This is a genomic window from Bradyrhizobium sp. NBAIM01, assembly GCF_020194115.1.
Classification (GTDB): Bacteria; Pseudomonadota; Alphaproteobacteria; order Rhizobiales; family Xanthobacteraceae; genus Bradyrhizobium; species Bradyrhizobium yuanmingense.
Map to the genome: position 1 here is coordinate 237,580 of NZ_JADYVU010000006.1, position 17,803 is coordinate 255,382.

Genomic DNA, 17,803 nt, shown 5'->3' on the forward strand with positions numbered 1-17,803 from the left:
CACATCAAACAATCCAGCACGGGAGGACGATCATGATCATGAATTTTGGCGCGACGGCAGATGCCGTTCTCGACGGCGTCGTCACATCCACGCCGCGCGTGCCCGGCGTTGTCGCGATGGTGACGGACCGCCGGCGCAACATCTATGAAGGCGCAGCCGGCAAACGCCGTCTCGATCGGCCGGCGGACATGACCACCGACAGCGTCTTTGCCCTTTTCTCCACCACCAAGGCGATTACCGGCACGGCCGTTCTGCAACTCGTCGAGGAGGGCAAGCTCGATCTCGATGCGCCCGCGAAGCGTTACGCGAACGAGATCGGAAAGCTGCAGGTGATCGAGGGCTTCGATGCAGCGGGCGAGCCGATCCTGCGTGCACCGAAGCGCGATATCACCACGCGCATGCTGATGACCCACACGGCGGGCCTGAGCTACGATTTCATCAACCACATCTACAACCGGCTGGCGCAGGAGAAGGGGCAGCCCAGCGTGATCACCGCGACCAAGGCCTCCCTGATGACCCCGCTGCTGTTCGATCCCGGCGAGCGCTGGGACTATGGAACAAATCTCGACTGGTGCGGCCAGATCGTCGAGGCCATCGCGGGCAAGCGACTCGGTGAAGTCTTCAAGACACGCATCTTCGAACCGCTCGGGATCGAGGACATGACCTTCGAGCTGACCGATGCGATGCGCCAGAAACTGGCCGGCATCCACGCGCGGAATGCCGACGGGTCGCTGACGCCGATGGATTTCGAGCTTCCGGCAAAGCCCGAAGTCCATATGGGCGGCCACGGCCTGTACGGCGCGGTCGGCGACTACATGCGTTTCATCCGCATGTGGCTGAATGATGGGGTTGGCGAACACGGCCGCGTGCTGAAAGCCGAAACCGTTCGGATGGCGGAAAGGAACCACCTGGGCGACAGGAAGGTAACGCCGATCACGGGTGTCATCCCGTCACTGTGCAACGACGCGGAATTCTTTCCGGGCCAATCCAAATCCTGGGCGTTGAGCTTCATGGTCAACGACGAGGAAGCCCCGACAGGACGTCCCGCCGGCGCGCTGGGCTGGGCCGGGCTTGCCAACCTGTTCTACTGGATCGATCGGCAGAACAACGTCGGCGGGTTCTGGGCCACCCAGATTCTGCCCTTCGGTGATCCGACATCATTCATCGGCTATATGAACTTCGAGACGGCGCTCTACCAGAGCCTGAGGCAGCGCTTGGCAAGCTAGGACCGTGCTGCGAGAGCGGCCTCGTCGCTGTCGACCGAGGCCGTTTTCTCTTGATGGTCACACGTGACCGAGCATGCCCTAGCCCCGCCCGCGATAGGGCGCCACGCCTTGCTCCGGCACCCAGAGTCCCTTCGGCACGCGGCCGGTCTGCCAGAACACGTCGATCGGGATGCCGCCGCGCGGATACCAATAGCCGCCGATGCGCAGGAATTTCGGCTTGATCTCGGACGCGATACGCTTGCCGATCATCACGGTGCAGTCCTCGTGGAAGGCGCCGTGATTGCGGAAGCTCGCGATGTAGAGCTTGAGCGATTTCGACTCCAGGAGCCACGCCCCCGGCGCGTAGTCGATCATCAGATGCGCGAAATCCGGCTGGCCCGTGACAGGGCAGAGCGAGGTGAATTCCGGCACGGTGAAGCGGACCAGATAGTCCGTGCCTTTCTGCGGATTGGGCACGCGGTCGAGCTGGGCCTCTTCCGGCGTGTGCGGCCATTCGACCGCGCGGCCGAGCTGGAGGGACTTTTTCGCCATCGTCGTCAACATCCTGTGGAGCATGATCCGGAAAAGTGGGCACCGGTTTTCCGAAAGATCATGCTCAATTAAGCAATAGGAGCGCGATAAGATCGCGCTCCAGAGGATGCCGGGATGGACGCAAACGGGCTCGTCGTCAACCGGCGGCGATTGTCTGGATCATGACGATGCGGTCGTTGCCGGACTCGCAGCCCCAAAGCTCGCCCGGCCGCCCGTCGAGCTGGCGGACATTGGCGTTGGCCTTGTCGCTGGCGAAGACGTTGAACTTCTCGGTGGCGGGATCGAAGCGCACGATGGCGTTGGCGGAGAAATCGGTCAGCCAGACCTTGTCCTTGTCGTCGACATAAACGGCATAGGCGCGGGGACGTTCGCCTGGCAGCTTCCAGGTCTTCCACGAGCCGTCCGCGGGATCATGCACCGAGACGTGGCCGCTGTTCCACTCGCTGACCCAGATCCGGCCCCTCGAATCCGACCAGACGCGCCGCGACCCCTGGTTCGGGGTCGGCGGCTCGACCACGGTCGCATTGCCGCCCGCGCGGTCGATCTTCGCGATATGGCTGCCGCCGAGGGAGGCGTACCAGATATCGCCCTTGGGCGTGACCGTGATGCCGTAGGGGCCGACCCCCTTCGGTGCCTTGAACACGTTCATCTCGCCGGTCTTCGGAGACAGCCGGCCGTAATAGCCGGACTGGCCGGTGAACCAGTAGGTGCCATCCCTGTCGAACACGCCGGTGCTGAGATTGGCGGAGGCTAACTTTTCCGGCAGGCGGAACAGCGTCACCTTGAGATCGGCAGGGTCGACCCGCGCAATCGCGTTCTGGCCGCCTTCGGTGATCCAGGGCGCACCGTCGGGCCCGACGGTTACGCCGTGTGGGGCTGCGCCCTGGCCTAGGCTGACCGTCTTGAAACGGCCATCGCGTGGATCGAGACTGCCGAGCAGACCCTTGCCCTGCGCCGTGAACCAGATGGTGCCGTCAGGGGCGGGCGTGAGATCGTGCAGGCCGATACCCGGACTGATCGGGTAGTATCTCGTCCGGAACGGGCCTTCCTGCGCAAAACCTGGACGGGCGGCGAGCAGCGCGGCGCTCGAAGCAAGAAATTGGCGGCGATTCATGGCGTTACCCCGACTGTTTGAGATTGAGGTTGGGCACGCGGACCAGACGTGGTCGAGCATATTCTGAGGCGCCTTTCGCGTCAGTCGGAGCCGTGCGTCCAAGCGTTCACATTTGCTTGCGGCCCGTGTAAGACCCGCGGCACCGATCAGCCCCAACGAACGGAAGTGGACATCATGACCGCCATCATCGACATCATCGGCCGCGAAATTCTCGATAGCCGGGGCAATCCCACCGTCGAGGTCGATGTCGTGCTGGAGGACGGGGCGCTCGGCCGCGCCGCGGTTCCGTCCGGCGCCTCCACCGGCGCCCATGAGGCCGTGGAACTGCGCGACGGCGACAAGGCGCGCTATCTCGGCAAGGGCGTGACCAAGGCGGTCGGCGCCGTCAATGGCGAGATCTTCGAGGCCCTGAGCGGCCTCGATGTCGAGCAGCAGGCCCAGATCGACCAGATCATGATCGACCTCGACGGCACGCCGAACAAGAGCCGGCTCGGCGCCAACGCCATCCTCGGCGTCTCGCTGGCCTGCGCCAAGGCGGCCGCGAATTCGCTCGACATGCCGCTCTATCGCTACGTCGGCGGCACCTCCGCGCGCCTGCTGCCGGTGCCGATGATGAACATCATCAATGGCGGCGTGCACGCCGACAACCCGATCGACTTCCAGGAATTCATGATCCTGCCGGTCGGCGCCTCGAGCTTTGCCGAGGGCCTGCGCTACGGCGCGGAAGTCTTCCATACGCTGAAGTCCGAATTGAAGAAGGCCGGCCACAACACCAATGTCGGCGACGAGGGCGGTTTCGCTCCGAACCTGCCGTCGGCGGACGCCGCGCTCGACTTCGTCATGAATGCGATCGGCAAGGCCGGCTTCAAGGCGGGCACCGACATCATGCTCGGCCTCGACTGCGCCTCGACCGAGTTCTTCAAGGACGGCAAATACGTCTATGAAGGCGAGGGCAAGACCCGTTCGATCACCGAGCAGGCGAAGTATCTTGCCGACCTCGTCGCGCGCTATCCGATCGTGACCATCGAGGACGGCATGTCGGAAGACGACATGGACGGCTGGAAGGAGCTCACTGACCTGATCGGCAAGAAGTGCCAGCTGGTCGGCGACGACCTCTTCGTCACCAACGTCAAGCGCCTTGCCGAAGGCATCAAGACCGGCCGCGCCAACTCGATCCTGATCAAGGTCAACCAGATCGGCACGCTGACCGAGACGCTCGCCGCGGTCGAGATGGCGCACAAGGCCGGCTACACCTCGGTGATGTCGCACCGCTCCGGCGAGACCGAGGATTCCACCATCGCCGACCTCGCGGTCGCCACCAATTGCGGTCAGATCAAGACCGGCTCCCTTGCAAGGTCCGACCGGACCGCCAAATACAACCAGCTCTTGCGCATCGAGCAGCAGCTCGGCAAGCAGGCGCTCTATGGCGGCAGGGCGGCACTGAAGGCGCTGGCGTAAGCCGGCGTCTCGATCCGCGCGAACAGAAGGACAGGGGAGGATCGACATGAGTGACGGCAAGACCGGACTGGAATTGCGTTCGCTGCTCAAGAAGAGCGGCGAGCTGGAATTGTCTCTCGTGACGGTCCCGACCCCGGAGCCGGCCGACGATGAGGTCGTGGTTCGCGTCGAGGCCACCCCGATCAACCCGTCCGACCTCGGGCTCCTGATCGGTCCCGCCGACATGTCGGCCGCCAAGGTCTCCGGCAGCAAGGAGATGCCGGTCATCACCGCCACGATGCCGGAGGCGGCGATGCGGATGATGGCGGCGAGATTCGATCAGTCGCTGCCGGTCGGCAACGAGGGCGCCGGCACGGTGATACGGACCGGATCGTCGGATGCGGCCAAGGCCCTGATGGGCAAGACGGTGTCGATGATCGGCGGCGGGATGTACACGCAGTACCGCGTGCTCAAGGTCCGCGACGTCATGGAGCTGCCGCCGGGCACCACGGCGGCGGACGGCGCTTCCTGGTTCGTCAATCCGCTAACTGCACTCGGCATGACCGAGACGATGCGGCGGGAGAACCACAAGGCGCTCGTGCACACGGCCGCAGCCTCCAATCTCGGTCAGATGCTCAACAAGATCTGCATCAAGGACGGCATCGGCCTCGTCAATATCGTCAGGAACAAGGAGCAGGCCGACATCCTGCACAAGATCGGCGCAAAGTACGTCGTGGATTCCAGCGCGCCCAACTTCATGGACGATCTGACCAACGCGCTGGTCGAGACCGGCGCCACCATCGCCTTCGACGCCATCGGCGGCGGCAAGCTGGCGAGCCAGATCCTGACCGCGATGGAGATCGCAGCCAACAAGACCGCGAAGGAATACAGCCGCTACGGCTCCAACGTGTACAAGCAGGTCTACATCTATGGCAGCCTCGACACGCGGCCGACGGAGCTGAACCGCTCGTTCGGGCTCAGCTGGGGCGTCGGCGGCTGGCTGCTCACGCCATTCCTTCAAAACATCGGCCCGGCCGAGATCGGCCGCCTGCGCCAGCGCGTGGCATCCGAGCTCAAAACCACCTTCGCCAGCCATTACACCAAGGTTGTCTCGCTCGCCGAGGCGCTCGATCCCGCCAATATCGCAGTCTACGCCAAGCGGGCCACCGGCGAAAAATTCCTCATCAACCCGAACAAGTGATCGCTTCGGTCGGTTATCGACACGCATCAGGCCGCCGCTTGGCGGCCTGATTGCTTTTGATCGTGGCCTGGACGGATCGCAACCGGACCCATTTCCAGAAACGCAGCGTTTCCAAATCGGACCGGTTCATGCACTTGCATCTATTGACCCGGATGGCTTAAGTGCCGTCCCGGCATTTCCGCTCGAGCCTTCAAGGACACCCAATGGCCTACAACATCGTCACGATCGCTGGCAGCCTGCGCAAGGACAGCTTCTCACTCAAGATCGCCAATGCGCTCGCCAAGCTTGCGCCTGCCTCGCTCAAGCTCGAGGTGATCACGCCGGCGGGCATCTCGTTCTTCAACCAGGACCTAGAGGGCGCGCCGCCCGCGGACTGGCTCGCCTTCCGCGAGAAGCTCAAGACGTCGAATGGCGTCCTGTTCGTCACGCCCGAATACAACCGCTCGATCCCGGGCGTCCTGAAGAACGCCATCGACGTCGCCTCGCGCCCCTATGGCAAGAGCTCGTTCCTCGGCAAACCGGTCGGCATCATCTCTAATTCGCCGGGGCTGCTCGGCGGCGTCAGCGCGGCCAAGCATCTGCAGAACATCCTGCCGGGCATTTCCGGTCCGGTCCTCCAGCAGCCGGAAATCTATCTCAGTAGCGTCGGCGATGCCTTCGATGCGGACGGCAATCTGACCAAGGACTCCCTCAAGACGGTGCTGCAGCAATACATCGACGCCTTCGCCGCGCATGTGGCGAAGAATCAGGGCTGAGCTTCCGGCCAAGCCGACGCTCCGTCATGCCCGGGCTTGTCCCGGGCATCCACGTTCTTCGTTATCGCCGGCAAAGCACGTGGATGGCCGGGACAAGCCCGGGCATGACGCGTCATGGAGATAGTGCCTCGTTCTGGCAATTAGCACTTCCTTAACCAACCTGTCCCATCTTCCAAAGATGGTCTCCCGCGCGCGCCTGAAATCGATCCTGACCGGTCTTGCCCTCTATGCGATGGCGGCGGCGATCGTCGGCTATTTCGGCGTCAACGCCTACACCGGCAAATACGGTCTCAACGCCCGCCAGGAGCTCGACCAGGAGATCATCGCGCTGACCAGCGAGCTGGCTCAGCTCAAGCGCGAGCGCGCCAGAAGCGAACAACGGGTGTCGCTGCTGCGGTCCGAGAAGATCGACCCGGACATGCTGGACGAGCGGGCGCGCTTCCAGCTCGACTATGTCCATCCGCGCGATCTCGTTCGAATGATCCCGGCGAACTAGCGGCATCCGCAGCTTTCGAACGCCGCAGGGAAAGTCGCTGCTGACATCCGACCACCACAACTTTGCCTCCTCCTGCGAAGGTCGTAACCCCCGATCCGGGCGGTTCCCTTGACGGCGGCGCCGCGGCGGGCTCATGCCTTTGCTGGCGCGCGCTGAAGTTGACGCAGATCAACCGGGGAGCACCGGCGCGTCCTACAATCGATATCCGGAGGAAACTGTGATGAATGGGACAATGCCCCGGCATCACGCGGCCCGCGTCGAGGCCGCCATAGCGTCAGGCCAGGCGGCACGGTCCGCGCTCGTGGCCTCGTGGCGCCGTTCCTCCCGGTTGCACCATCTCGATCCCGGCGGCCACGCCGCGCCGATGCGGCTGACCGAGGCCGAGCTGCAGCAGGCGCGCGAGCGCATCGCGCCGCTTCTGGCGGCCGCCCAGGGCGCCATGGACCGGCTTTATCAGGCTGTCGGCGCTGCGGGCTGCTGCGTGCTGCTCGCCGATCGCGAGGGCGTGCCGGTCGATCGCCGCGGCACGGTGGCGGACGATGCGACGTTTCAGTCCTGGGGCCTTTGGACCGGTGCACTCTGGAGCGAGGAGCACGAGGGCACCAACGGTATCGGCACTTGCCTCGTCGAGCTGCGTCCGCTGACCATCGATCGCGACCAGCACTTCTTTGCGCGCAACACGCTTCTGAGCTGCACCGCCGTTCCGATCTACGATCACGAGGCGGCGCTCGCGGGCGTGCTCGACGTCTCTTCCTGCCGCGCCGACCGCACCGACGCCTTTGCCAGCCTGATCGCGCTCGCGGCAGGCGAGGCGGCCAGGCGGATCGAGGCCGACCTGTTTCGCAAGGTCTTCGCCCATGCCCGCATCGTGCTGACACAGGCGGCGGATGGAAGCTGCGGCGGCCTCGTTGCGGTCGATGCGGACGATCTCGTGATCGGCGCAACGCGCTCCGCCCGGCTGGCGCTCGGCATCGCGCCCGGCGGTGCGTTGCGGCCGGTGCCCGCGGCCGATCTTCTCGGCGGCGATGCCGCGCGCGATCATCTTGCCGGCGGCCAGCGCGCGGTGCTGCAGCGGGCGCTGCTCCGCGCCGGCGGCAATGTCTCCGCCGCCGCCAAGGCCCTCGGCGTCAGCCGCGCCACGCTCCATCGGAAGCTGAAGCGGTTCGAGCTGAACCACTGAGCTCATCCGTCATTGCGAGCGCAGCGAAGCAATCCAGAATCTTTCCGCGGAGGGACTCTGGATTGCTTCGCTGCGCTCGCAATGACGGTAGGGTGGCCGTGAGCGCTCCATCTCACGCTTACCTCGTCCACGACTGTCGCAGTTCTGCGACAGGTCCGCCCCACCATCGCTTCCGCCCGGGCTGACAGAAAACACCTCCCGCATCATCGTCGGCGCAAGTCGCGAACAGGCGACGACAAGCGCAAACAGCAACATCGGGAGTGATCAATGAACAAGGTGGAATTCCTCAGCGTCACCAAAGTGCCCTTTGCCGAACGCTACGACAATTTCATCGGCGGCAAGTTCGTCGCGCCGATCTCCGGGAAATATTTCGACAATGCCTCGCCCCTGACTGGCCAGGTGGTCTGCAAGATCGCGCGGTCCGACGCGCAGGACATCGAGGCAGCGCTCGACGCGGCGCATGCCGCCAAGTCCGCCTGGGGCCGCACCAGCGTCGCCGAGCGCGCCGCGGTCCTGAACCGGATCGCCGACCGCATGGAAGAGAACCTCGAGCGCCTCGCGATTGCCGAGACCTGGGACAATGGCAAGCCGATCCGCGAGACGCGCGCCGCCGACCTGCCGCTCGCGATCGACCATTTCCGCTATTTCGCCGGTGTCGTCCGCGCCCAGGAAGGCTCGATCGGCGAGATCGACCACGACACCATCGCCTATCATTTCCACGAGCCGCTCGGCGTGGTCGGCCAGATCATTCCCTGGAACTTCCCGCTTCTGATGGCCTGTTGGAAGCTCGCGCCGGCGCTGGCCGCCGGCAATTGCGTGGTGCTCAAGCCCGCCGAGCAGACCCCGGCCTCGATCATGGTCTTCGCCGAGATCATCGCCGACCTGCTGCCGGCCGGCGTGCTCAACATCGTCAACGGCTTTGGCCTCGAGGCCGGCAAGCCGCTGGCGTCGAGCCCGCGCATTGCCAAGATCGCCTTCACCGGCGAGACCACGACGGGCCGGCTGATCATGCAATATGCCAGCCAGAATCTTATTCCGGTCACGCTAGAGCTCGGCGGCAAGTCGCCCAACATCTTCTTCAAGGACGTCACCGCCGAGGACGACGATTTCTTTGACAAGGCGATCGAGGGATTCGTCATGTTCGCGCTGAACCAGGGCGAGGTCTGCACCTGTCCGAGCCGGGCGCTGGTCCACGCCGACATCTATGACCGCTTCATGGAGCGGGCGCTCAAGCGCGTCGCTGCGATCAAGCAGGGCGATCCGCGCGATCCCACCACCATGATCGGCGCGCAGGCCTCCAGCGAGCAACTCAGCAAGATCCTCTCCTATATCGACATCGGCAAGCAGGAGGGCGCCAAGGTGCTGGCCGGCGGCGGACGCGCCGATCTCGGCGGCGATCTCACCGGCGGCTTCTACGTCCAGCCGACCGTGTTCGAGGGCCACAACAAGATGCGAATCTTCCAGGAGGAGATTTTCGGCCCCGTCGTCTCGGTCACGACCTTCAAGACCGACGAAGAGGCGCTCGCGATCGCCAACGACACGCTCTACGGCCTGGGTGCCGGCGTTTGGAGCCGCGACGCCAATCGCTGCTACCGCTTCGGCCGGGAGATCCAGGCCGGCCGGGTCTGGACCAATTGCTACCATGCCTATCCCGCCCATGCGGCGTTCGGCGGCTACAAGCAGTCGGGCGTCGGGCGCGAGACCCACAAGATGATGCTCGATCATTACCAGCAGACCAAGAACCTTCTGGTCAGCTACAGCCCGAAGAAGCTCGGCTTCTTCTGATCGGATCGGAGAGGGCGGCGCCGCTTCGGCGCCGTCCGCTCCGCATGTCGGGATTGGCGTCGTGCACTGTTCTTGATCCGGTCACGAATCTGCGCGCGCGATGGCGCTCATAGATTTGTTGCCCGATCAGCGCCAAAGATTTTGCAATATTTCGATCACGTTGCAGTGCGGCATAATGAAAGTCGTGCCATGCCGCCGCGGTGCTTTCCAAGGGCGTTTGACTTGGGTTAGAGAGGGCGAAAGTTTTCTCTGACCCGGAATTCCCATGGCCGCACCCAAGAAAGCCGCCGCAAGCGCTCCACAGGACAAGACCGACGGCGGTTCGCCCCCGGAATTCACGCAGGAGCAGGAACTCAAGGCGCTCCGCGACATGCTCCTGATCCGGCGCTTCGAGGAAAAGGCAGGCCAGCTCTACGGCATGGGTGCCATCGGCGGCTTCTGCCACCTCTATATCGGCCAGGAGGCCGTGGTGGTCGGCATGCAGATGGCCCTCAAAGAGGGCGATCAGGTCATCACCGGTTATCGCGACCACGGTCACATGCTTGCGACCGGCATGGACGCCAACGGTGTCATGGCCGAGCTGACGGGACGCCGCGGCGGCTATTCCAAGGGCAAGGGCGGCTCCATGCACATGTTCAGCAAGGAGAAGCACTTCTACGGCGGTCACGGCATCGTCGGCGCCCAGGTCTCGCTCGGCACCGGCCTTGCCTTTGCCAACCACTATCGCGGCAACGACAATGTCAGCGTCACCTATTTCGGCGACGGCGCGGCCAATCAGGGCCAGGTCTATGAGAGCTTCAACATGGCGGAGCTCTGGAAGCTGCCGGTGATCTACGTCATCGAGAACAACCGCTACGCCATGGGCACCTCGGTCTCGCGCGCCTCGGCACAGCAGGATTTTTCCAAGCGCGGTGCGTCCTTCAACATCCCGGGCAAGCAGGTCGACGGCATGGACGTCCGCGCCGTGAAGGCGGCGGGCGAGGAGGCGGCGGCCTGGTGCCGTGGCGGCAAGGGTCCTTTCATCCTGGAGATGCAGACCTACCGCTATCGCGGCCACTCGATGTCCGATCCCGCAAAATATCGTACGCGCGAGGAGGTCGAGAAGGTTCGCCACGACCAGGATCCGATCGAGCAGGTTCGCAATCGGTTGCTCGCCGCCAAGGTCAGCGAGGCCGATCTCAAGGCGATCGACGCCGAAGTGCGCGACATCGTCAACGCCTCCGCCGATTTCGCCCAGCATGATCCCGAGCCGGATGCCGCCGAGCTCTGGACCGACGTGTACCGCTGAACGCGCGCGCAAGCTTTCTTTGGAGAAGATATGCCAATTCAAGTGCTGATGCCCGCGTTGTCGCCCACGATGGAGAAGGGCAACCTCGCCAAATGGCTGAAGAAAGAGGGCGAGACGATCAAGTCCGGCGACGTCATCGCCGAGATCGAGACCGACAAGGCGACCATGGAGGTCGAGGCGACCGACGAGGGCACGCTCGGCAAGATCCTGATCCCCGAGGGCACCGCCGACGTCGCGGTGAACACCCCGATCGCGACCATCCTCGCAGACGGCGAGAGCGCGGCTGATCTCGCCAAGGCACCCGCAGCGGCGGCGAAGGCTGCGGAGTCCGCGCCGCCGGCCGCAGCAAAGGCCGAGGCGCCCACGCCGAAAGCCGCTCCTGCTCCGCAGGCCGTCGCCGAGCCGGATCCGGAAGTCCCCGCTGGCACCGAAATGGTGACGCAGACCATCCGCGAAGCGCTGCGCGATGCCATGGCCGAAGAGATGCGCCGCGACGCGGACGTGTTCGTGATGGGCGAAGAAGTTGCCGAATATCAGGGCGCCTACAAGGTGACCCAGGGCCTGCTCCAGGAGTTCGGTGCCAAGCGCGTGATCGACACGCCGATCACCGAGCACGGCTTCGCGGGCGTCGGCGTCGGTGCCGCGATGACCGGTCTCAAGCCGATCGTCGAGTTCATGACCTTCAACTTCGCCATGCAGGCGATCGACCAGATCATCAACTCCGCGGCCAAGACGCTCTACATGTCGGGCGGCCAGATGGGCTGCTCCATCGTGTTCCGCGGTCCGAACGGTGCGGCCGCGCGCGTCGCCGCCCAGCACAGCCAGGACTATTCGGCGTGGTATTCGCACGTCCCGGGCCTCAAGGTGGTGGCGCCGTATTCGGCCGCGGACGCCAAGGGCCTGCTCAAGGCTGCGATCCGCGATCCCAACCCGGTGATCTTCCTCGAGAACGAGGTGCTGTACGGTCACACCGGCGAAGTGCCCAAGCTCGACGATTTCATCATCCCGATCGGCAAGGCGCGCATCGTCCGCGCCGGCAGCCACGTCACCATCATTTCCTGGTCGAACGGCATGACCTATGCGCTGAAGGCCGCCGACGAGCTCGCCAAGGACGGCATCGAGGCCGAGGTGATCGACCTGCGCACGCTGCGCCCGATGGACACCGAGACCATCATCAACTCGGTCAAGAAAACGGGCCGGGCCGTCACCGTGGAAGAGGGCTGGGCCCAGAGCGGCGTCGGCGCCGAGATCGCCGCGCGCATCATGGAGAACGCCTTCGACTATCTTGATGCGCCGGTGACGCGCGTGTCTGGCAAGGACGTGCCGATGCCCTATGCCGCGAACCTGGAGAAGCTCGCGCTGCCCTCGGCGGCGGACGTCGTCGAGGCCGCTAAAGCCGTCTGCTACAGGTAGACCATGGCAGGCCCCAAGGAGCAGCCACTGCCGCCAGACGTCATGACCCGCGACGACGCGGTCGAGATCCTGCGCGTGTTCGTCCTGGACGGTGGGCTGTCGATGGCGTTCCAGCGCGCCTTCGAGGAGCCGGACATGTGGGGCCTCCTGCTCGTCGATCTCGCACGTCATGCCGCGCGCGCCTATGCGCGCGAGAGCGAATATACCGAGGAGGACGCGCTGAACCGGATCCTCGACATGTTCCAGGCCGAGATCGAGCGCCCCACCGACACGGGCACCACCACGCCGCGCGGCAAGGGGCACTGACCATGGCGATCGAAGCCTATCATTACGATTTGATGCTGGAGGCGATCCGCGAGGCGGAAGCCTCGATCGCGCAGGGCGGCTTGCCGATCGGCGCGGTGCTGACGCGCGACAACAAGATCATCGCCCGCGGCCACAACAACCGCGTGCAGGAGAACAATCCGATCCTGCATGGCGAGATGAGCTGCCTGCGCGAGGCCGGCGCGATCTCGTTCCACGACACCGTCATGTACACCACGCTGTCGCCTTGCTCGATGTGCGCCGGCGCGCTCGCGCTGTTCAAGGTCAAGCTGGTGGTGATCGGGGAATCCGTCACCTTCGAAGGCTCCAAGGACATTCTCGACAAGTTCGGGATTCCGTGGATCGACCTTGCCGACGACCGCTCCATCACCATGATGAAGAATTGGCGTTCCATCCCTGCCAATGAGCGCCTGTGGCAGGGCGACATCGGCAACTAAACCTGGTCTGTTCGTCGCCGCTGTCGGATGACGACGTTTTGCAAAGTTCTTCTTGAGGTCAGCATGCCCATCAACATCCTGATGCCCGCTCTCTCGCCGACGATGGAGAAGGGCAACCTCGCCAAGTGGCTGAAGAAGGAGGGCGACAAGGTCAAGTCCGGCGACGTCATCGCCGAGATCGAGACCGACAAGGCGACCATGGAGGTCGAGGCGATCGACGAGGGCACGATCGCCAAGATCCTGGTGCCCGAGGGCACGCAGGACGTTCCGGTGAACGACGTGATCGCGGTACTCGCCGGCGAGGGTGAGGACGTGAAGGCTGCAGGGAGCGCCAAGCCCAGCGCTTCGGCCGCGCCGCCGAAGGCTGCTGAGGCTCCTGCTTCGCCGGCTCCCGCGCCTGCGCCTGCCGCACCGAAAGCTGCTGCGCCCGCCGCGGCACCCGCGCAGCAGGCTGCAGCTCCGGCAGCGCAAGCCAATGGTCATGGCGGCCGTGTATTCTCGTCGCCGCTGGCGCGCCGTCTCGCCAAGGAGGCCGGCATCGATGTCGCCCTGGTCGCCGGCACCGGTCCGCACGGCCGCGTGGTCGCCCGCGACGTCGAGCAGGCCAAGTCCGGCAAGGGTCTGAAAGCGCCCGCCGCGGCACCGTCAGGCGCGCCTGCGATCGCGCCGACCATGTCGGACAAGCAGATCCTGTCGCTGTTCGAGCCCGGCTCCTACGACATCGTCCCGCATGACGGCATGCGCCGCACCATCGCCCAGCGCCTGACCGCATCGATCCAGAACGTCCCGCACTTCTACCTCACCATCGACTGCGACATCGGCAAGCTGCTCACTGCCCGCGAGGAGATCAACACCGCCGCGCCGAAGGACAAGGAGAAGAAGCCGCTCTACAAGATCTCGGTCAACGATTTCGTCATCAAGGCGATGGCGGTGGCGCTGCAGAAGATCCCGAACTGCAACGTCAGCTGGACCGAAAGCGGCATGGTCAAGCACCACCATTCCGACGTCGGCGTCGCCGTCGCGATGCCCGGCGGCCTGATCACGCCGATCATCCGGAAAGCGGAGACCAAGACGCTCTCGACCATCTCCAACGAGATGAAGGATTTTGCGGCGCGCGCCCGCTCGCGCAAGCTCAAGCCGGAGGAATACCAGGGCGGCACCACGGCCGTTTCCAACCTCGGCATGTACGGCATCAGCCACTTCACTGCGGTGATCAATCCGCCTCATGCCACGATCCTTGCGGTTGGCACCAGCGAGGAGCGTCCCGTGGTGCGCGGCGGCAAGATCGAGATCGCGCACATGATGAGCGTGACCTTGTCCTGCGATCACCGCGCCATCGACGGCGCGCTCGGCGCCGAGCTGATCGGCGCGTTCAAGCAGCTGATCGAAAACCCCGTGATGATGATGGTCTGAAGCGGCGGCAGAGGGGGCGACCTTGAATGTCCGGACCCGCTGGCCATGGATATCGCTATTGCTCGGAGTCATCGTCGCGCTCCACCCCGTCGGGCTCGATTTTCTTCACTCTGCGTTCTTTGCCGGCGAGCAGCTGGCACGGAACATCGCCCAGCCGATCGTGCTCACTGCGCTTGCCATCATAGTCCTGGTGGTGCTGCTCGAATGGCTGGTGAGGTCTTTTCTGGTCAAGCGCCGCGCCCGCGGCGCTTCTTGAGTTGAACGGGAGCCGCTATGGCCGACACATCCTTCGACGTCATCATCATCGGCTCCGGCCCCGGCGGCTATGTCACCGCCATCCGCGCCGCGCAGCTCGGCTTCAAGACCGCGATCGTCGAAAAATCCTATCTCGGCGGCATCTGCCTCAACTGGGGCTGCATTCCGACCAAGGCGCTGCTGCGTTCGGCCGAGATCTACCATTACATGCAGCACGCGAAGGACTACGGGCTCTCCGCCGAGAAGGTCTCGTTCGATCCGAAGGCGGTGGTGCAGCGTTCGCGCGGCGTCTCCAAGCGCCTCAACGACGGCGTCGGCTTCCTGATGAAGAAGAACAAGGTCAGCGTGATCTGGGGCGCGGCCTCGATCGATGCGCCCGGCAAGGTCACGGTGAAGAAGTCCGACGTCGAGGGCCCGAAGGGCGCGCTAGGCGAGGGGACCTACCAGGCCAAGCACATCATCGTCGCCACCGGCGCGCGGCCGCGCGTGCTGCCCGGCCTCGAGCCGGACAAGAAGCTGGTCTGGACCTATTTCGAGGCGATGGTGCCGGAGCGGATGCCGAAGTCGCTGCTGGTGGTCGGCTCCGGCGCGATCGGCATCGAGTTCGCCTCGTTCTTCCACACCATGGGAAGCGACGTCACCGTGGTCGAGGTGCTGCCGCAGATTCTGCCCGTCGAGGACGCCGAGATCGCGGGCCTCGCCCGCAAGCGGCTGGAGAAGCAGGGCATCAAGATCATGTCCTCGACCAAGGTCACCAAGCTGGAGAAGAAGGCCGACAGCGTCCTCGCCACCATCGACGACGGCAAGGGCAAGCCTGTCACATCAGAGTTCGAGCGCGTGATCTCGGCGGTCGGCGTCGTCGGCAACATCGAGAATCTCGGCCTGGAAAAAGTCGGCGTGAAGACCGACCGCGGCATCATCGTGGTCGACGGCTACGGCAAGACCAACGTCCCCGGCATCTACGCGATCGGCGACGTTGCCGGCCCCCCGATGCTGGCGCACAAGGCCGAGCATGAGGGCGTGATCTGCGTCGAAGCGATCAAGGGCCTCAATCCGCATCCCCTCGACAAGAACATGATCCCGGGCTGCACCTATTGCCACCCGCAGGTTGCATCGGTCGGCTTGACGGAAGCCAAGGCCAAGGAGAACGGCCGCGAGATCCGCGTCGGCCGCTTTCCCTTCGTCGGCAACGGCAAGGCGATCGCGCTCGGCGAGGATCAGGGCCTGGTCAAAGTCATCTTTGACAAGAAGACCGGCCAACTGCTCGGGGCCCACATGGTCGGCGCGGAGGTCACCGAGCTGATCCAGGGCTACGTCGTCGCCATGAATCTGGAGACGACGGAAGAAGAGCTGATGCACACGGTCTTCCCGCATCCGACCCTATCGGAGATGATGAAGGAAGCCGTGCTGGATGCGTATGGACGGGTGTTGAACATTTGAGGGGCGAGCGCGTCGCCCGCCGCCGTCATTGCGAGCGAAGCGAAGCAATCCAGACTGCTGCTGCGGAAAGATTCTGGATTGCTTCGCTTCGCTCGCAATGACGAGCAGAGAGAGCTGTTTGCAGAACAAGAAGGAAATCATCCCATGAACGACAACGACAATCTCACCATCGAACGCCCGACCTTCGTCACCCATCTCGAATGCGCGATGGAGGGCGATCATTACGCGGCCGACGAGGTTCACAACCTCTCCAAGGCCGGCAAGCCGCTTCTGGTCCGCTACGACCTCGCGGGCGTGAAGAAGGCGCTGACCAAGGATGCGCTCGCCCAGCGCCCCGGCGACATGTGGCGCTATCGCGAGCTGCTGCCGGTGCGCAAATGCAAGGACATCGTCTCGCTCGGCGAAGTCACGACGCCCCTGATCCGGCTGCCGAAGCTCGGCGCAAAACTCGGCGGCGGCGAGATCATCGTCAAGGACGAGGGACGGCTGCCGACCGGCTCATTCAAGGCGCGCGGCCTCGTGATGGCGGTGTCGATGGGCAAGGCGCTCGGCATCAAGCACATGGCGATGCCGACCAACGGCAATGCCGGCGCGGCGCTGGCGGCCTACGCCACGTCCTGCGGCATCAAGACCACGATCTTCTGCCCGGCCGATACGCCCGAAGTGAACGTCAGCGAGATCGAGCTGCAGGGCGCGACCGTCTACCGCGTCAACGGCTATATCGACGATTGCGGCAAGATCGTCGGCGAGGGCAAGGCGAAAGTCGGCTGGTTCGACACCTCGACCTTGAAGGAGCCGTACCGCATCGAGGGCAAGAAGACGATGGGCCTCGAGCTCGCCGAGCAGCTCGGCTGGGACGTGCCTGACGTGATCTTCTATCCGACCGGCGGCGGCACCGGCCTGATCGGGATGTGGAAGGCGTTCGACGAGCTGGAGAAGATCGGCTTCATCGGCTCAAAGCGCCCGCGCATGGTCGCGGTGCAGGCCTCCGGCTGCGCGCCGATGGTGCGCGCCTATGAGGCCGGGACCGAGCATGCGACGCGCTGGGAGGACGCACACACCATCGCCTCGGGCATCCGCGTGCCGCAGGCAATCGGCGATTTCCTCATCCTGCGTGCCGTGCGCGAGAGCAAAGGTTTTGCCATTGCCGTCGATGACGACAAGATCTCGGCGGCGCTGAACGAGGTCGCGCGCGAGGAGGGGCTCTTGCTCTGCCCCGAGGGTGCCGCGACCTACGCCGCCTACAAGGAAAGTCTCGCCGACGGCCGGGTCAGCAAGACCGATCGCGTCATGCTGTTCAACTGCGCGACCGGCCTGAAATATCCGCTGCCGCCGGTCACCCGCACGCTCGATCGCCACAAGCCGATTGACTATTCGAAGTTCTAACTTGCTTCTCCCTCTCCCCGTTCTTACGGGGAGAGGGTCGGGGTGAGGGGCTGCTTCCGCAAACACAGTGACAGTTGAGTTCGCGGAGACTCCCCCTCACCCGAATTGCTTCGCAATTCGAC

Annotated in this window: 17 protein-coding genes; 15 read left to right on the plus strand and 2 right to left on the minus strand. The window is 64.5% G+C overall.

The annotated features are described in order from the left end of the window. Window positions 1–32 precede the first annotated feature (32 nt). Window positions 33–1,226: a serine hydrolase domain-containing protein gene (locus tag I6F31_RS21430; RefSeq protein ID WP_225175086.1), complete on the plus strand. Its 1,194-nt coding sequence runs from the start codon at window positions 33–35 to the stop codon at window positions 1,224–1,226. A gap of 78 nt (window positions 1,227–1,304) precedes the next feature. Here I6F31_RS21430 and queF read toward each other — a convergent pair whose 3' ends face one another. Next, window positions 1,305–1,781 carry a preQ(1) synthase gene (queF, locus tag I6F31_RS21435; protein ID WP_192893427.1) on the minus strand — a complete coding sequence of 159 codons (477 nt, stop codon included), beginning with the start codon at window positions 1,779–1,781 and terminating at the stop codon, window positions 1,305–1,307. Window positions 1,782–1,893: 112 nt separating this feature from the next. Continuing rightward, entirely contained in the window at window positions 1,894–2,871 is a 978-nt protein-coding gene (locus tag I6F31_RS21440; protein ID WP_225186072.1) for a lyase, read from the minus strand. 174 nt (window positions 2,872–3,045) lie between these two features. On the opposite strand from I6F31_RS21440, the gene eno reads away from it, so the two are divergent. The 14 genes from eno (at window position 3,046) to I6F31_RS21510 (ending at window position 17,681) form a co-directional block, all read left to right on the plus strand. Continuing rightward, on the plus strand, window positions 3,046–4,329 hold the full coding sequence (gene eno / locus I6F31_RS21445; protein WP_109145783.1) for a phosphopyruvate hydratase: 1,284 nt from the start codon (window positions 3,046–3,048) through the stop codon (window positions 4,327–4,329). A gap of 46 nt (window positions 4,330–4,375) precedes the next feature. Continuing rightward, window positions 4,376–5,509, plus strand: coding sequence for a zinc-binding dehydrogenase (locus tag I6F31_RS21450; RefSeq protein ID WP_109143644.1), 1,134 nt, complete (start codon window positions 4,376–4,378; stop codon window positions 5,507–5,509). Window positions 5,510–5,712: 203 nt separating this feature from the next. After that, entirely contained in the window at window positions 5,713–6,264 is a 552-nt protein-coding gene (locus I6F31_RS21455; RefSeq protein WP_036009870.1) for an NAD(P)H-dependent oxidoreductase, read from the plus strand. Window positions 6,265–6,442: 178 nt separating this feature from the next. Beyond that, the gene (locus I6F31_RS21460) at window positions 6,443–6,760 is read left to right on the plus strand and encodes a septum formation initiator family protein (protein ID WP_025036496.1); all 318 of its coding nucleotides are present in this window, start codon (window positions 6,443–6,445) and stop codon (window positions 6,758–6,760) included. 220 nt (window positions 6,761–6,980) lie between these two features. Further along, window positions 6,981–7,940, plus strand: a complete 960-nt coding sequence (locus I6F31_RS21465; protein ID WP_192893195.1) for a GAF domain-containing protein — start codon at window positions 6,981–6,983, stop codon at window positions 7,938–7,940. Window positions 7,941–8,207: 267 nt separating this feature from the next. Beyond that, window positions 8,208–9,725, plus strand: coding sequence for an aldehyde dehydrogenase (gene adh / locus I6F31_RS21470; protein ID WP_036009864.1), 1,518 nt, complete (start codon window positions 8,208–8,210; stop codon window positions 9,723–9,725). Between the two features lie 265 nt (window positions 9,726–9,990). Continuing rightward, entirely contained in the window at window positions 9,991–11,013 is a 1,023-nt protein-coding gene (pdhA, locus tag I6F31_RS21475) for a pyruvate dehydrogenase (acetyl-transferring) E1 component subunit alpha (RefSeq protein ID WP_036009862.1), read from the plus strand. 30 nt (window positions 11,014–11,043) lie between these two features. Beyond that, a complete protein-coding gene (locus tag I6F31_RS21480) occupies window positions 11,044–12,426 on the plus strand; it encodes a pyruvate dehydrogenase complex E1 component subunit beta (RefSeq protein WP_036009859.1) in 1,383 nt (460 codons plus the stop codon). Between the two features lie 3 nt (window positions 12,427–12,429). Then, window positions 12,430–12,732 (plus strand): DUF5076 domain-containing protein, encoded by a 303-nt coding sequence (locus I6F31_RS21485; protein WP_008547332.1) that lies wholly within the window; start codon window positions 12,430–12,432, stop codon window positions 12,730–12,732. A gap of 2 nt (window positions 12,733–12,734) precedes the next feature. Then, window positions 12,735–13,187, plus strand: coding sequence for a nucleoside deaminase (locus tag I6F31_RS21490; protein WP_109143645.1), 453 nt, complete (start codon window positions 12,735–12,737; stop codon window positions 13,185–13,187). A gap of 63 nt (window positions 13,188–13,250) precedes the next feature. Next, window positions 13,251–14,600 (plus strand): pyruvate dehydrogenase complex dihydrolipoamide acetyltransferase, encoded by a 1,350-nt coding sequence (locus I6F31_RS21495; RefSeq protein ID WP_036009848.1) that lies wholly within the window; start codon window positions 13,251–13,253, stop codon window positions 14,598–14,600. A gap of 49 nt (window positions 14,601–14,649) precedes the next feature. Further along, window positions 14,650–14,856: a hypothetical protein gene (locus I6F31_RS21500; protein WP_225150577.1), complete on the plus strand. Its 207-nt coding sequence runs from the start codon at window positions 14,650–14,652 to the stop codon at window positions 14,854–14,856. A 17-nt stretch (window positions 14,857–14,873) separates the two neighbouring features. Next, complete coding sequence (gene lpdA / locus I6F31_RS21505; protein WP_036009842.1) at window positions 14,874–16,295, plus strand: dihydrolipoyl dehydrogenase; 1,422 nt, start codon at window positions 14,874–14,876, stop codon at window positions 16,293–16,295. 144 nt (window positions 16,296–16,439) lie between these two features. Continuing rightward, window positions 16,440–17,681 (plus strand): threonine synthase, encoded by a 1,242-nt coding sequence (locus I6F31_RS21510; RefSeq protein WP_036009840.1) that lies wholly within the window; start codon window positions 16,440–16,442, stop codon window positions 17,679–17,681. Window positions 17,682–17,803: the final 122 nt, after the last annotated feature.

Excerpts from the sequence above, each read along its gene's own strand:
- I6F31_RS21465 (WP_192893195.1), top strand. The coding sequence starts at position 6,981 with ATGAATGGGACAATGCCCCGGCATCACGCGGCCCGCGTCGAGGCCGCC.
- adh (WP_036009864.1), top strand. The coding sequence starts at position 8,208 with ATGAACAAGGTGGAATTCCTCAGCGTCACCAAAGTGCCCTTTGCCGAA.
- I6F31_RS21440 (WP_225186072.1), bottom strand. The coding sequence starts at position 2,871 with ATGAATCGCCGCCAATTTCTTGCTTCGAGCGCCGCGCTGCTCGCCGCC.
- I6F31_RS21510 (WP_036009840.1), top strand. The coding sequence starts at position 16,440 with ATGAACGACAACGACAATCTCACCATCGAACGCCCGACCTTCGTCACC.
- queF (WP_192893427.1), bottom strand. The coding sequence starts at position 1,781 with ATGCTCCACAGGATGTTGACGACGATGGCGAAAAAGTCCCTCCAGCTC.
- I6F31_RS21455 (WP_036009870.1), top strand. The coding sequence starts at position 5,713 with ATGGCCTACAACATCGTCACGATCGCTGGCAGCCTGCGCAAGGACAGC.
- eno (WP_109145783.1), top strand. The coding sequence starts at position 3,046 with ATGACCGCCATCATCGACATCATCGGCCGCGAAATTCTCGATAGCCGG.
- I6F31_RS21485 (WP_008547332.1), top strand. The coding sequence starts at position 12,430 with ATGGCAGGCCCCAAGGAGCAGCCACTGCCGCCAGACGTCATGACCCGC.
- I6F31_RS21495 (WP_036009848.1), top strand. The coding sequence starts at position 13,251 with ATGCCCATCAACATCCTGATGCCCGCTCTCTCGCCGACGATGGAGAAG.
- I6F31_RS21490 (WP_109143645.1), top strand. The coding sequence starts at position 12,735 with ATGGCGATCGAAGCCTATCATTACGATTTGATGCTGGAGGCGATCCGC.
- I6F31_RS21460 (WP_025036496.1), top strand. The coding sequence starts at position 6,443 with ATGGTCTCCCGCGCGCGCCTGAAATCGATCCTGACCGGTCTTGCCCTC.
- pdhA (WP_036009862.1), top strand. The coding sequence starts at position 9,991 with ATGGCCGCACCCAAGAAAGCCGCCGCAAGCGCTCCACAGGACAAGACC.
- I6F31_RS21480 (WP_036009859.1), top strand. The coding sequence starts at position 11,044 with ATGCCAATTCAAGTGCTGATGCCCGCGTTGTCGCCCACGATGGAGAAG.
- lpdA (WP_036009842.1), top strand. The coding sequence starts at position 14,874 with ATGGCCGACACATCCTTCGACGTCATCATCATCGGCTCCGGCCCCGGC.
- I6F31_RS21450 (WP_109143644.1), top strand. The coding sequence starts at position 4,376 with ATGAGTGACGGCAAGACCGGACTGGAATTGCGTTCGCTGCTCAAGAAG.
- I6F31_RS21430 (WP_225175086.1), top strand. The coding sequence starts at position 33 with ATGATCATGAATTTTGGCGCGACGGCAGATGCCGTTCTCGACGGCGTC.